The 13,937-nt window shown below is 45.6% G+C and carries 12 protein-coding genes, 1 pseudogene and 1 riboswitch; of the genes and pseudogenes, 4 read left to right on the plus strand and 9 right to left on the minus strand.

The window, feature by feature from the left end; all coding sequences use genetic code 11:
- From RH061_RS18470 to RH061_RS18490, 5 genes are all read right to left on the minus strand, one after another.
- Entirely contained in the window at positions 1-1,983 is a 1,983-nt protein-coding gene (locus RH061_RS18470; RefSeq protein ID WP_311072316.1) for a heme lyase CcmF/NrfE family subunit, read from the minus strand.
- Positions 1,984-2,004: 21 nt separating this feature from the next.
- Positions 2,005-2,454, minus strand: a complete 450-nt coding sequence (locus RH061_RS18475; RefSeq protein ID WP_311072318.1) for a cytochrome c maturation protein CcmE — start codon at positions 2,452-2,454, stop codon at positions 2,005-2,007.
- A 2-nt stretch (positions 2,455-2,456) separates the two neighbouring features.
- On the minus strand, positions 2,457-3,416 hold the full coding sequence (locus RH061_RS18480) for a hypothetical protein (protein WP_311072319.1): 960 nt from the start codon (positions 3,414-3,416) through the stop codon (positions 2,457-2,459).
- Between the two features lie 452 nt (positions 3,417-3,868).
- A complete protein-coding gene (locus RH061_RS18485) occupies positions 3,869-4,048 on the minus strand; it encodes a glycogen biosynthesis protein GlgD (RefSeq protein ID WP_311072320.1) in 180 nt (59 codons plus the stop codon).
- A 17-nt stretch (positions 4,049-4,065) separates the two neighbouring features.
- Complete coding sequence (locus RH061_RS18490) at positions 4,066-4,329, minus strand: YtzC family protein (RefSeq protein ID WP_311072321.1); 264 nt, start codon at positions 4,327-4,329, stop codon at positions 4,066-4,068.
- 206 nt (positions 4,330-4,535) lie between these two features.
- On the opposite strand from RH061_RS18490, the gene mnmL reads away from it, so the two are divergent.
- Both mnmL and mnmM read left to right on the plus strand, forming a co-directional pair.
- Positions 4,536-5,510, plus strand: coding sequence for a tRNA modification radical SAM protein MnmL/YtqA (mnmL, locus tag RH061_RS18495; protein WP_311072322.1), 975 nt, complete (start codon positions 4,536-4,538; stop codon positions 5,508-5,510).
- Positions 5,500-6,072, plus strand: a complete 573-nt coding sequence (gene mnmM / locus RH061_RS18500) for a tRNA 5-(aminomethyl)-2-thiouridylate-methyltransferase MnmM (protein ID WP_311072323.1) — start codon at positions 5,500-5,502, stop codon at positions 6,070-6,072. The genes mnmL and mnmM overlap by 11 nt, the downstream gene beginning before the upstream one ends.
- A 473-nt stretch (positions 6,073-6,545) precedes the next feature.
- Here the strand turns inward: mnmM and RH061_RS18505 are convergent, their stop codons facing one another.
- A complete protein-coding gene (locus RH061_RS18505) occupies positions 6,546-7,640 on the minus strand; it encodes a tetraprenyl-beta-curcumene synthase family protein (protein WP_311072324.1) in 1,095 nt (364 codons plus the stop codon).
- 24 nt (positions 7,641-7,664) lie between these two features.
- Positions 7,665-8,467: pseudogene (locus RH061_RS18510) on the minus strand (lysophospholipase).
- 104 nt (positions 8,468-8,571) lie between these two features.
- On the opposite strand from RH061_RS18510, the gene RH061_RS18515 reads away from it, so the two are divergent.
- Both RH061_RS18515 and RH061_RS18520 read left to right on the plus strand, forming a co-directional pair.
- Positions 8,572-9,093 carry a gamma carbonic anhydrase gene (locus RH061_RS18515; protein ID WP_311072325.1) on the plus strand — a complete coding sequence of 174 codons (522 nt, stop codon included), beginning with the start codon at positions 8,572-8,574 and terminating at the stop codon, positions 9,091-9,093.
- A gap of 80 nt (positions 9,094-9,173) precedes the next feature.
- The gene (locus RH061_RS18520) at positions 9,174-10,058 is read left to right on the plus strand and encodes a C39 family peptidase (RefSeq protein ID WP_311072326.1); all 885 of its coding nucleotides are present in this window, start codon (positions 9,174-9,176) and stop codon (positions 10,056-10,058) included.
- A 3-nt stretch (positions 10,059-10,061) separates the two neighbouring features.
- On the opposite strand, the gene asnB is transcribed toward RH061_RS18520, so the two are convergent.
- Together asnB and metK are read right to left on the minus strand one after the other, a co-directional pair.
- Positions 10,062-11,957 carry an asparagine synthase (glutamine-hydrolyzing) gene (gene asnB, locus RH061_RS18525; RefSeq protein WP_311072327.1) on the minus strand — a complete coding sequence of 632 codons (1,896 nt, stop codon included), beginning with the start codon at positions 11,955-11,957 and terminating at the stop codon, positions 10,062-10,064.
- 255 nt (positions 11,958-12,212) lie between these two features.
- A complete protein-coding gene (gene metK, locus RH061_RS18530; RefSeq protein WP_311072328.1) occupies positions 12,213-13,415 on the minus strand; it encodes a methionine adenosyltransferase in 1,203 nt (400 codons plus the stop codon).
- A 286-nt stretch (positions 13,416-13,701) separates the two neighbouring features.
- Positions 13,702-13,844, minus strand: a riboswitch (SAM riboswitch).
- Positions 13,845-13,937 lie beyond the last annotated feature (93 nt).

A 13,937-nucleotide genomic window follows, 5' to 3' on the forward strand; every position in this document is an offset into this window, starting at 1 on the left:
TCACCCTCCCACTTTCGAAATGCCTTTATTGATTTGGTAACGGAAGGTTGTCGGCCTGCCGCCTATTAGTGCGAAAGCCGTGCCAATCACCATGATGATGCCGCCGATCCAGATCCAGCTTACAAATGGATTCACTTTTACCATGAACGTCACTTTGTCTTTGTTCTCCCATGAGCTTAATACCACGTACAAATCCTGGCTCCAGTTTGTCTTGATCGATACCTCTGTTGATGGTTCTGGCCAAGTTTCATAAAAGATTTTTTCCGGCTTGATCTTGCCGATGTCCTTGCCCTTATACGTGACATCAATATCGGCCACCACTATGCCATTGCCGTTTTTCGTATGTTCAGTCAGTTCGTTGAATTTAAGGCTGTAATCCCCCGTCTTGATGCTATTGCCCACATCCACCGTTTTCAGCACCTCTGTTGAGTAAGTGTGCGAAGAAATGACACCTACCGCGATGATGGCAATCCCGATATGGACGATATAACCGCCATAGCGGCGCTGATTTTTCACCGTCAGCTTGAACGCTGCCTTCAGGATGTTTTCCTTCGTTGCTTTCCGTCGGGCATTGATGCCTCTGACAAACTCCTGCAGATGCGTACCAAACATGAAGCTTGTTGCCGATAGTCCGATAATTGCGTAGATTCCCTTGACCCCAAAAGCGAACAGGATGATGGCTGTGGCAACACCCATAGCCAGCGGCCAGAGCATGTTCTTCATGAACTTTTCGAATACTGCTTTTTGCCAGGCGATCAGCGGACAGATGCCCATCAATACAATCAGGACCAGCAAGATCGGAGCCATCACTTTATTGAAATATGGCGCGCCGACATTGACTTTTGTTCCTGTAAAAGTTTCCGAAATCAGCGGATACATTGTTCCCCAGAATACGGCGAAAGCCGCTGCCACAAGAATCAGGTTGTTCAGCAGGAAGCTGCTTTCTTTTGAAAAATATGCCTCTATTGGACTGCTGTCTTTCTTGATCAGTCCGTACCTTGTCATCACTACATAAAGAGAAAACAGCATCATGAACGCCATGAAAACAAGGAAGTACGTACCAAGATTGCTGTCCCCGAATGCATGGACACTCGTCAGGATTCCACTTCTGACGAGGAAGGTCCCAAACAGCGTCAGGATATAAGATAAGATGATCAAACTGACGTTCCAGGTTTTCAGCATGTTTTTCCGTTCCTGTATCATCACTGAGTGCAGGAATGCCGATACGGTCAGCCACGGAAGGAATGAGGCATTTTCAACCGGGTCCCATGCCCAGTAGCCGCCCCAGCCTAATTCAAGGTATGCCCACCATCCGCCAATCACATTGCCGAGCGTCAGGAACAGCCATGCAAGCAAAGTCCATCTTCTCGTCAGCTTGATCCACTCTGAATCCATTCTCTTCAGGATCAGTGCCGCAATCCCGAACGCGAATGGGACTGCCAGCCCGACATAGCCCATATAGAGTGTGACAGGGTGCAGGATCATTCCCGGATTCTGCAGCATCGGGTTTAACCCTTTTCCGTCAGCCGGAATTTTATCGGTCATTTCAAAAGGGTTGGCATTGAGCGCCATCACTGTGAAAAAGAACAGGATGTTGACCATCAGGATGCTTGATACATACGGCATCATTGGGTTCTTTTTCTCTTTTGAAAAAACGACCATAGCACCGTACAGTGCCAAAAGGAAAGCCCATAACAACAAGGATCCCGCATTCCCCGCCCAGAAGGCCGTCAACTTATAGGCCATTGGCAGGCTTTCATTCGTATAGGAAGCCACATATTTATATTGGAACTGGCTCGTGCCGAGAAGGTAGAGCAGCAGGAAAGAGGCGATGCTTGCCACAAAAGCAAGAGAAAGTACTGCACCTCTTGCACTTTCTAGCCACTTGCTGCTTTTCTTCTTGATTCCGACGATATTGGCAATGATTCCATAAAGCGAAATCACGATTCCAAGGTAGATTGAGATGTTCCCAATTAGATACATACAGATAACCACCCATCTGTTTTATTCCGGCTTGTCATTTTTGTACATTTCCTTATGCATTTCGGCATCATAGTTCTCCATGTCTTCGCCTTCATATTTTGTCGGGCATTTGGTCTGTACTTTTTCTGCTTCGAACACTCCGTCTTTTTGGATAAAACCTTCCACAAGGACGATGACATCCTCTGAGAAGTTATCCGGCTTGATGCCTTTATGGAATACTTGAAGCGTTCCCTGGTCTTCCTCGTAAAGTTCAAATCGGAGTTCAAGCTTGTCAGCATCCCATTGTACTGACTCTTTATTGAGCAGGCCCTGAGTCATAATATAATCGCCTTCATATTTCGAACCATTCTTGCTGAGGTCAGCGATCGTGATTTCCTTGCTTCCCGCACTAGGCATCGTTGAAAACATCATGATCACGAACGCGACTGCCGCAAGACCCAAACCCATTACGATTTTTTTATTTTTGGACATACTTATCTGCCTCCCAGCTTTTTGATCAATTCGTTATACTCTGCTTCCGTGATGCTTCCTTCAACGAGCATACCGCGGAGCTTTGCCTTTTTAGCTTCGAAATCATTTGACACACCGCTTTTTACCGGCTGAACTTTCTTTTTCCTCATGATGAAAACCAACAGGACGGCAGCAGCTACAGTCACACTGCCAATGACGGTTATGACAAGCCATAAAGGCATTTTTTCTTCATTCTGTTTGACCGTGCCGGCCTTCTTCGCATCACCGGCCATGTCTTCCATGATTTCGGCAGTCGTCCTATCGTCTGCACGTTTGTATTCAAGCGTGATTTGCTTTTCTTCACCAGGCTTCATTCCTTGGCTTTGATAAAGGAACATGTTCATGTTGTAGGAGTTTTTCTGGTGCTGCTCTGAAGCCGGCTCCAGCTTGAAGCTTTCCGAATTAAGCGGCTCAACGAAAATCAAGTTGAACAAGCCGATATCAGCGAAGTTTTTAAATTCATAAGCCAGCGTCTTGGAATCCTCTTTTTCCTTGATGCTGTCGGTATAGTACTCAATCACAAATTTGTAAATCTCCTGAGGCTGAATTTCTTCACTTGTTTCCCAGGAAATCGTTCCACTTTCCTTATTTAGTTCGTATTCAATTTCATTCATTTCAGTCAGGTCACGAGAATAATCAGCCACAAACCCAATCCTGAAATTCTTCTCTTCCATTGGCAGCGGAATGACGACCTGGCCTTTTTGTGCTTCCTGTGCATTGTTCTTCAGTGCCCCATGGTAACCGACCAAGAGCGGCGGATTCTTCTTCTTATCTTTCGGATGATACGAGTACTCTGGCATCACCTGGATCGTGAGTTCCTCCATATTCAGGACATTGGCCTCTGTCTCTGCATTTCCCTTATTCGGAAGCTGGATTATCAATAATAAAAAAACGAGAGCAAATATTAACTTCTTAAATATCATTTGATTAGCTCCTTTCTATGTGTGACAATTTCGTGAATGTTTTCACAAGACAACTCGTATTGAAAAATCGATTTTTTATTTATAAGGACTTTCAAACTTAATCACCTTTTTGGTCTACCTTATTTAAACCATTTCTAAAAGCCCTCAATCTGTGATTTAAATCACGGAATTTTCGTCAGTTTTATCCGATTTGTGAACGGGGGGTATTAATTAGAAAAGCGAAAGCGCCTTGGTCAGCCCCGACAAGCGCTGGAGGGCCGACCGGTGAAGTCGTTCTTTGACTTCATTGGGCGGACCGAAGCGACTCGAGCTGCTCAAAGCTAACGCTTCTCGCAAGATACTCGAGGAGGCTTTCTCAGGGATGAAAACTGGCTAGTCGCTGGAGCTGGACAAATCTCGAAAGAAAAAACAAAAAAACCCCACTTCTGAAAAGAAGTGAGGGTGTTACAAATTTATGAAGATTGCTCTGGTTCAGGATGGAATTTTGATTTTACAGGCTGTCCGCCGCTCTTTTCATATTTCTTCTTGGCTTCTTTTACCGGATCATGATCCATACCAAGCTCGAGATCCTGATTATTGACGCCGTTCCTTGTTTTTTGTTCAGGATTGTTCTGCTTTGAGCGCTTTTTCAAGATGTTTCCCTCCTGTTTTAGTGATCAAGCAAAATCATGTTGTTCTGGACATTTTGAAGCTGTAGTCTCATCCTGTGAAGCTGGTCGCGCTGCTGAGCATTCGCACTGAAGGCGAGCTTTGCCAAATCATTGTAGGCATCCTCAAGTGCCTGCAGTGCATTGGTAAAATCGCCATCAGTATAATGCTCCTGAGTCGCGGCTTGCTTGTATTGTTCCTGTGCAAGGTTGATTGCATCCTCACATTGCTGAAGTAACTGGTCAACCGATTGACGTGTTGCCAATTGTAGCCCCTCCTTTACTTGGTGCTGAAGCAAAGTCTGCTTCTTCTTTATTTTGTTCACAATACTTTTTCCTATCACGATTTCGTAAATGTTTAATGATGGCAAAAGCTTTTTGTAATCTTTTTGCAATTGGATTCATGTTCTCTAAATGGTACAATTTTTATTATTCATTTTTTTGACAGACAGGCTATTAGGAGGTTTCTGGCATGATTCAGACCAACCCTTTTCACTACGCAACAGATGATAAACGATACCATACATGGAATTACCATTTACGTAACCACTTTGGCCACAAGGTTTTCAAAGTGGCGCTAGATGGCGGATTTGATTGTCCCAACCGTGACGGCACGGTAGCCCACGGCGGCTGTACTTTTTGCAGTGCAGCTGGCTCAGGGGATTTTGCCGGTGACAGAGTAGAAGATCTCGGCACGCAATTCAAAAAGATAAAAGAAAAAATGCACACGAAATGGAAAGATGGCAAGTATATGGCTTACTTCCAGGCTTTCACCAATACACACGCCCCGGTAGAGGTACTAAGGGAAAAATACGAAACGGTGCTGAACGAGGAAGGCGTCGTGGGACTATCCATCGCAACAAGGCCCGATTGCCTGCCTGACGATGTCGTGGAATATCTGGCTGAACTCAATGAGCGAACGTATTTATGGGTAGAGCTTGGACTCCAGACAGTTCACGAAAAAACAGCCAGCCTGATCAACCGTGCTCATGATTATGAAACGTACAAAGAAGGTGTGGACAAGCTGCGGAAGCATGGTATCAGAGTATGTTCACATATCATCAACGGGCTGCCTCAGGAAACACCTGAAATGATGATGGAGACTGCACAAGAAGTCGCGAAACTCGACGTGCAGGGAATCAAAATCCATCTTCTCCACCTTTTGAAAGGAACTCCGATGGTCAAGCAGTATGAAAAAGGGCTGCTCCAATTTCTTAACTTTGAGGACTATGTAAAATTGGTCTGTGACCAGCTTGAAATCCTCCCTCCAGAAATGATCATCCACCGAATTACCGGAGATGGGCCGATCGAGCTGATGGTGGGACCGATGTGGAGCGTCAATAAATGGGAAGTACTGAATGCGATTGACAGAGAACTGAAGCGCCGCGACAGCTGGCAAGGAAAGTTTTATACTGGGAACAAAGTGGTGATTAAAAATGAAGCTTGAACGAATTCTTCCTTTCGCCAGGAACCTTCTTGAACTGGCCGTTAAGCCCGGGGATATTGCGGTAGATGCGACAGTAGGAAACGGACATGACACACTATTTTTAGCCAACCTGGTCGGCCCGTCCGGCAGGATTTACGGATTCGATATCCAGGATGAAGCATTAATGTCATGTAAAACGAAGCTTCGGGACCATGGTTTGCAGGATCAGGTGACACTGTTCCATTCCGGACATGAAAACATCACAGAATGCATTCCTCCGCTGCATTTTGGAAAAATAACCGGTGCTGTTTTCAACCTCGGCTACCTGCCCGGCGGCAATAAAGACATCGTCACTGTCCCCGAGACAACCATCCAGGCCATAGACCAGTTGCTGGGAATCATGGCCCCAGAAGGCATCATCGTGATCGTGATTTATCATGGGCACCCAGAAGGCAAAGTGGAAAGAGACTATTTATTGCGGTATGTAAAATCACTCGATCAGAATATCGCACATGTATTAGAGTATAAATTCCTGAACCAAAAAAACAATCCGCCGTTTATTATTGCGATTGAGAAGAGGTAGGGTCCTTCATTTGCGAAGGATCCTTTTTATCTACTCAAAATCGATGAATGAACAACTTCCTTTCTTCAAACTTGGGTACCAGATCGCTCTATCGGACTAACTGACGGCTCTTTTCTCTATTTGTGTCCGTTAGAAGGGCTCTATCGGACAAATCGATGGTTCTTTTCTCATTTCTTGTCCGTTAGAAGAGCTCTATCGGACAAACTGACGGCTCTTTTCTCTATTTGTGTCCGTTAGAAGGGCTCTATCGGACAAACTGACGGCTCTTTTCTCTATTTGTGTCCGTTAGAAGGGCTCTATCGGACAAACTGACGACTCTTTTCTCTTTTTGTGTCCGTTAGAAGGGCTCTATCGGACAAATCGATGGTTCTTTTCTCATTTTGTGTCCGTTAGAGAACACACACCCTAAATGAATTGCTCAATTTTCACATAAACGAATACTTAAAAAGCCAGGGAATCCCCTGGCTAAAACCCTACTTTATAAACGCCTTCACAACCCCTGAAGGTACCCACCTCTGCAATGACCGATAGGCTCGTCCATTGATATAAAAGAAGTAGCTGACGGGGCCGGCTGTTTTGATCATTTCCCTTGCCAGCTTCCTGATCCGCTCCTGCCGCCGTACTTTTTCATCGGAGAGATAAACCCCTAGCAGTCCGCGGTTGATCAGTTTGTGGAATTTCCGATGCGGCAATCGGGCCGTGTGATGGTCGGCGTTTTCCACGAAATGCTGCAGCCGCTCGAATAATGCTTCTTCATTTTCATAATAGAAGCAGAAGTTCAGATCGCCGCCTTCCCTGTCCTCTTCCTGATCGATGAAATAATCGAGCAAAATATGCAGCCCTTGTATGTATGGAAAATAGCCATTGCGGATGCTATCAGCGTATTCAGGTTTGAAATCATCGCGAAGCGCATAGGAGACGAGGCAAAAGATGCCGAGCGTCGAACCGGTACAGGCAGAGAACTCATACCATTCCATTTCCGGCATCCCTTCACGATGTCCGTCGAACCAAGATTGCAGCCGTGGAACTCGTTCGGTAACCTCCACATGCTTGTGAATCTGCAAGTCACAGTAATAATCACAAAGCTCCTGGAGATGCTGCTTGATCTCATGATACTGATCAAGCTCACCGAGGACTTCACGGCAAACAGTCACTAACTCGATCAAATACCCGCCATCATTCTGGTCTTCCCGTTCGCGGTAATAATTTTTCAGCTGATTGTCAATGTCTATGGCATCTGCCATTGATTCATGCAATGCTGAGAAATCGACCGGGTCCAATGACGTGCTGCGGTCACATAGATTGTCTAGATAATCACTGATTGTCTGGTATGCGACAATGAACCGGATTGCCTGCTGATATTGTTTTTTCGCGGTCAGGCTTAAAATTGCCCCACCCTCACAATGGAAGGTCTTGTGCTCGATACTGGCCAATGCCTGCCTTCTTAATTCAGGATTCGGGATTTCCTCAGCCCTGCTCTTCCAATATGCCAGCTCACGATGGACCTGAGGCAGGACTTGTCGGTATACACGGTACATCAAACTGATGGGCATCGATGGAATCATCATGCTGCATCTTCACCCTTTCCATCTCTAATAAACATATCCAATCGCCTTCAGCTGGCTGATGACAAAATCATGTGCATAGTCGAAGACCTCTTCACGTTCAGGTTCATTGAAAACTTCATGATAGCATTTTGGCCACTCTTTATAGCGCTTTTCAGAAAGCGGGGCATTATTGAACCATTCTTTTACCGAACGCTTATCGACTACCTTATCGTCGCCTCCTTGCAGAAGCAGCGTCGGGACGTCTTGAACTTTATCCATATTTTCAAACGCCAGCTCCATTGCTGCGACCAGTTCACGGTACCAGCGGACCGACACCTTGGTGATGTAAAGCGAGTCATTCGCGTCGACCGCCCTGACATCCTCATTCCTTGTGGCCATCTCGACGGACAGGCCAGGCGAAATCCGTAAAGTCGGCACAATGACATTCAAGCCGTGTGATAGCATACCCACATTTTTGAAGGATAATGTACCAATCCAAGGCATGGCGAAGACAAAATCAGGCCGGCAATCTCGACCCGTTCCTCCTGAAGCATGCGGATGGCAACGAGTCCGCCCATGCTGTGGCCTAGTAAAAATACTGGGAGATCAAAGTCATACGCAGCTTCGACCCACTCTTTCACTTCCAGAATATATTCGTCAAAGGAATCAATATGGCCACGGTTCGCTCTAGTCGTCATGCCCTGCCCAGGCAAATCACCCATTATGACATGAAATCCGGATGAGCGCCAGGCTTCAATCAGCCAGCCATACCGGCGATGATGCTCCAGCGCACCATGAATCATCACGATTACAGCCTTAGCATCCCCATCTGCTTCCCATTTCCACATGACCATTCCCCCACTCAATACTTTTTCTTTCTTTAAAAGAACTATAATATATAATTAGTGAAAAATAAAAACGAAAGCATTATAAACTTACAGGAGTGTGCGCAATGATTTATCCTTGCAATGGCAAAACACCTAAAATAGCAGATTCCGCTTTTATCGCGGATTATGTAACGATTACCGGAGATGTCGAAATTGGCGAGGAATCGAGCGTCTGGTTCAATACCTCGATCCGCGGCGATGTTGCACCGACGGTCATTGGCGATAAAGTGAATATCCAGGATAATTCAGTCCTGCACCAGAGTCCAAACAATCCCTTGATCCTCGAAGACGAAGTGACGGTTGGACATCAGGTCATCCTCCACAGCTGCATCATCAGGAAAAAAGCGTTGATTGGCATGGGGTCGATCATCCTTGACCAGGCTGAAATCGGCGAAGGTGCTTTTATCGGGGCCGGCAGCCTTGTTCCCCAGGGCAAGAAAATCCCGCCCAACACGCTTGCTTTTGGACGTCCGGCAAAGGTCATCCGTGAATTGAATGAAGAGGACATCCGTGACATGGAACGGATTTCAAGAGAATATGCTGAAAAAGGACAATACTATAAGAGTTTGCAGAACAAAGGTGAATGATTCGCTAAAAAACCCCGTTACCAGTCCGATACTAAATAATATAGTATACCCTTTTGATTTTGAAATATGCGGACGTGGTGATGGATGTGGAAAAACTATATTTACCGCTTGCGGCAATCATACCGCTGATAATCTTGTTTTATCTGTTAATCCGAAAACAAAATAGCATGATGAAATCCATCCTGATGTTCCTGTTTGTTTTTACATCGATCCTCGGGGCTTTCCTAATGGAAAATCTTCAAGCTTCCCATGTTGCCAAGGCTGTACAGTCGGTGAAAAGCTTGCTTGAAGAGCCTGAACCCGCTGCCGAAAAGGCAACTGTGGTCATAGAAGATTACGAACCCGAGATCATACCTATCAAGAAACAGGTACTCCTCGATGCTCCAGCCATCTGGCAAATGCCTGAGCTGCCGAGAGGATGCGAGGTCACTAGCCTGGCCATGCTCCTCCAGTATCACGGAGTCCAGGCGGACAAGCTGTCACTTGCAAAAGAAGTGAAGAAAAACCCTGCTCAATATCGTCTCAGTGATGGCAAAATCTATTTTGGCGATCCGAATGAAGGTTTTGTCGGCAATATGTACACCTACACTGAACCAGGGCTTGGAGTCTACCACAAGCCGATTGCTGATCTGGCAGAGCAGTATCTTCCTGGCAAAATAAAAGATTTGACGGGCGCAGAATTTCTGGAGCTGAAAATCCACCTGTCAGATGACAGGCCCGTTTGGGTGATCACGAACACTGAATATAAAAAGCTGGACGATAGCTTTTTCCAGACATGGTATACGCCTGAAGGTCCCGTGAAAGTAACCACAAAGGAACATTCTGTCCTGGTTACCGGCTATGATGAAAATTTCGTTTACTTCAATGACCCGCTGACAGGCGAAAAAAATAAAAAAGCACCCATGAAAGACTTCGTGGAAGCCTGGGTGCAAATGGGAAGGCAGGCCATTACCTACCTTCCCTGATTTTTAAGACTGCAATACTTTCTGGGCCTCATACTCCTTCTGGAAGGAGTATTTTTTTTCGACATATACGTCATGCCACATCATGAACATCAACACAGTCCAGATTTTGCGGCTGTTGTCCGCTTTGTTCTGGCAGTGGTCATCCAATAGTTTCAATAGATATGACTTATTGATGAGATGTTCTGTGTTGCTTTCCTTGATGATATTCTTTGCCCATTCGTTCATTTCGTTCTTCAGCCAGTGGCGAATCGGCACCGGGAAGCCAAGCTTCTTGCGGGTTAACACGTGGTCAGGAACCACACCCTCAGCTGCTTTACGTAAAATATACTTTGTTGTATTGTTAGCCGTCTTCAGGCTTGTCGGAATCTTCGAAGCTGTTTCGAAAACCATTTTATCCAGGAATGGAACACGAAGCTCAAGTGAATGAGCCATTGTCATTTTATCAGCTTTTAATAAAATGTCGCCTCGCATCCATGTATGGATATCGATATATTGCATTGTATCAACCGGGTCATATCCTCTGCTCTCTCTGTAAAGAGGCTTTGTGATATCCCTGTAATCATACTGGCCGTTATATACGTGGAGCAGCTCGCTCTTCTCTTTTTCAGTGAACATCTTCGCATTGCCGATATAGCGCTCTTCCATTGGCGTCACGCCGCGTTCAATGAAGCTTTTCCCCTTCATTCCCTCTGGCATCATTTTCGCGATGCCTTTCAGCATAACCTTCCCTGCTTGAGGGATTTTGTTGAACATCTCAAGATCCTGCGGTTCACGGTAGATATTATATCCGCCGAACAGTTCATCCGCACCTTCTCCTGATAGAACAACCGTTACATGCTTTCTTGCTTCACGGGCAACGAAATACAAAGGTATAGCTGCCGGATCCGCAAGCGGGTCATCCATATGCCACATGATTTTCGGCAATTCATCCATGTATTCCTGCGGACTGATTACATAGCTGATGTTTTCCACACCAAGTCGATCAGCCGTTTCCTTCGCGACATCAATTTCGCTGAATCCATTCTGCTCAAAACCAACAGAGAATGTCTTGATTCCAGGATGGTATTGCTTTGCAATCGACGCGATGATCGAGGAATCAATTCCGCCGGAAAGGAAAGAACCAACCGGCACATCACTGCGCATATGGATTTTCACAGAATCGAACAGGACGTCCCTGATTTCCTTCGTGAATTCATCCTCGGTTTTGTGGATTGGCGAGAAGCTCGCTTTCCAGTAACGCTTGATTTCCATCGGCGAACCGATTTTCTTTGTAAAATAATGCCCCGGCTCAAGCTTGTAGATGCCTTCTGACATTGTATTAGGTTCTGGTACGAACTGATACGTCAAATAGTGCTGCAGTGCCTTGTAGTCAAGGATATCGTTTTCCAGCGCCAGCAGGATGCTCTTTTTCTCGGAACCAAAGAACGTGCGGTCGCCATCTTCAAAGTAGAAGAAAGGCTTGATACCGAAATGGTCACGCGCACCGTAAAGAACTTGCTCCTGTTTATCCCAGATGACAAACGCGAACATTCCGCGCAGCTTGTCGACAGCCTGCTCTTTTAGATGGCTGTAAAGGGCAATGATGACTTCAGTATCCGAATGAGTTTCGAAGCTCAATCCTTCTTCAATCAACTCTTCGCGAAGCTCAAGGTAGTTGTAGATTTCCCCGTTGAAAATGATCCAGTAGCGCTCATTTTCATAGGTCAATGGCTGATGGCCAGCCTCAAGGTCAATGATACTCAGGCGGCGGAAGCCGAATTGGATATGTTCATCATAGAAATATCCATCATCATCAGGACCGCGATGGGTGATGATGTCATTCATATTTTTAAAAAGCTGCTTATCATCGCCGCTGAATTCCTGTGCATTTTCATGTACACAACCGATAAAGCCACACATTATGTACTTCACCTTCTCCATTTCAGAAAAAATTTATTGTTATTCCCAGTAATTTCACTTCCAAAAAACATACCATCTAATACTATCATTAATCGCAAAATTTTTGCAGTAAAATCTAAGGGAAATTTAAGGTAATACTCTATTTTACACCTTTTGGACCATACACAAACCTGGTGACACTTTTTGGTGTTCCCTGATTAGACGGTAAATAATAAAGGGAGTTACATATTTCTATGCAACTCCCCTTGTGCTTTTTTATTTTTCTAGTGCCTGAGTGCGAAGTGTCTCAGCCTTGTCTGTGCGCTCCCATGGAAGGTCAACGTCAGAACGGCCAAAGTGTCCGTAAGCAGCTGTCTGCTTATAGATTGGCTTGCGCAGGTCAAGCATATTGATGATTCCAGCAGGGCGAAGGTCGAAGTTGCTTTCAACAACATCGATCAATACGTCTTCGCTTACTTTGCCTGTTCCGAAAGTATCGATGGAGATGGATACCGGACGGGCAACACCGATTGCGTATGCAAGCTGAACTTCAACTTTTTCAGCAAGGCCGGCAGCTACGATGTTCTTCGCAACGTAACGGGCAGCGTATGCAGCTGAACGGTCAACTTTTGTAGGATCCTTACCGGAGAATGCGCCTCCGCCGTGGCGAGCATATCCGCCATAAGTATCAACGATGATTTTACGGCCAGTAAGACCTGCATCACCCTGTGGTCCGCCGATTACGAAACGGCCAGTTGGGTTGATGAAGTATTTTGTGTTTTCATCAATCAGCTCTGCCGGTACGACAGGGTTGATGACATGTTCCTTAAGGTTGCGCTGGATTTGCTCAAGCGAAACTTCAGGATGGTGCTGAGTTGAGATAACAATCGTATCGATGCGGACAGGCTTGTCGTTTTCATCGTATTCAACCGTTACCTGAGTTTTACCGTCCGGACGAAGGTATGGAAGGATTTCTTCCTTACGCACTTCAGTCAGGCGGCGGGAAAGCTTGTGAGCCAATGAAATTGGAAGAGGCATAAGCTCTTTTGTTTCATTACATGCAAAACCGAACATCAAGCCCTGGTCGCCAGCGCCGATTGCTTCGATTTCTGCATCGGACATTTGTCCTTCACGTGCTTCAAGAGCCTGGTCAACACCCATAGCGATGTCTGCAGACTGCTCGTCAATGGAAGTCAACACTGCGCAAGTTTCAGAGTCGAAACCATACTTCGCGCGAGTGTAGCCGATCTCCTTGACTGTTTCACGGACAATCTTCGGAATATCTACGTATGTAGATGTAGTGATTTCGCCTGCAACTAGTACAAGGCCTGTCGTAACTGATGTTTCAGCAGCAACACGTGCATTAGCATCTTTTGCAAGGATCGCATCCAAAATCGCGTCAGAAATCTGGTCGCAAATTTTATCCGGATGGCCTTCTGTTACTGATTCAGAAGTGAACAAACGGCGTTTGTTTGACATCTGAGTTCCTCCCTCATGTATAAAAATTGATCGAGGCTGTCCCAAGACAGACCTCGGGTTGATACGGTACTCATTCCCTATGTAGTATGAAATAAACGCTGAGTTTTTATTAGAAAAATTTGTTTAGGATTCATGGTGAATTTCTTTTTTTCCTAATTTCACCCACGGGAGCAATGACACCAAAGAAGGCATTCCAGCTGCAAATCCATGCATTGGACAGAAAAAAGCAATATAAAAAACCTCTCCATTTACGAGGAAAGGTTTTAGCTTAAATCCGCGCCTTTCGCTCTTATCGTTCAAGGGCAGTTCCCTTGCGTCAGGTTAGCACCTTTGCCCGGAAAAAGATCAGCATTCAAAGTAGCTGTTTTTTCACGTCTGCAGGTTGCTGGGTTTCATTGGGCCTGTCCCTCCACCAGCTCGGGATAAGAGAGTATCCGTTCAAGTCCAAATCATAACGAAACTATAATGGCATGTCAATGGTTTTCTCGGTAATTTTGTCGATTGTTGTTGAAAGTTTTATTG

The organism is Mesobacillus jeotgali, assembly GCF_031759225.1.
Taxonomy (GTDB): domain Bacteria; phylum Bacillota; class Bacilli; order Bacillales; family Cytobacillaceae; genus Mesobacillus; species Mesobacillus jeotgali_B.

What these genes read in the sequence shown, in the direction of transcription:
- RH061_RS18470 (WP_311072316.1), bottom strand. Translation starts at nt 1,983, where the DNA reads ATGTATCTAATTGGGAACATCTCAATCTACCTTGGAATCGTGATTTCG.
- RH061_RS18475 (WP_311072318.1), bottom strand. Translation starts at nt 2,454, where the DNA reads ATGTCCAAAAATAAAAAAATCGTAATGGGTTTGGGTCTTGCGGCAGTC.
- RH061_RS18480 (WP_311072319.1), bottom strand. Translation starts at nt 3,416, where the DNA reads ATGATATTTAAGAAGTTAATATTTGCTCTCGTTTTTTTATTATTGATA.
- mnmL (WP_311072322.1), top strand. Translation starts at nt 4,536, where the DNA reads ATGATTCAGACCAACCCTTTTCACTACGCAACAGATGATAAACGATAC.
- mnmM (WP_311072323.1), top strand. Translation starts at nt 5,500, where the DNA reads ATGAAGCTTGAACGAATTCTTCCTTTCGCCAGGAACCTTCTTGAACTG.
- RH061_RS18505 (WP_311072324.1), bottom strand. Translation starts at nt 7,640, where the DNA reads ATGATGATTCCATCGATGCCCATCAGTTTGATGTACCGTGTATACCGA.
- RH061_RS18515 (WP_311072325.1), top strand. Translation starts at nt 8,572, where the DNA reads ATGATTTATCCTTGCAATGGCAAAACACCTAAAATAGCAGATTCCGCT.
- RH061_RS18520 (WP_311072326.1), top strand. Translation starts at nt 9,174, where the DNA reads ATGGATGTGGAAAAACTATATTTACCGCTTGCGGCAATCATACCGCTG.
- asnB (WP_311072327.1), bottom strand. Translation starts at nt 11,957, where the DNA reads ATGTGTGGCTTTATCGGTTGTGTACATGAAAATGCACAGGAATTCAGC.
- metK (WP_311072328.1), bottom strand. Translation starts at nt 13,415, where the DNA reads ATGTCAAACAAACGCCGTTTGTTCACTTCTGAATCAGTAACAGAAGGC.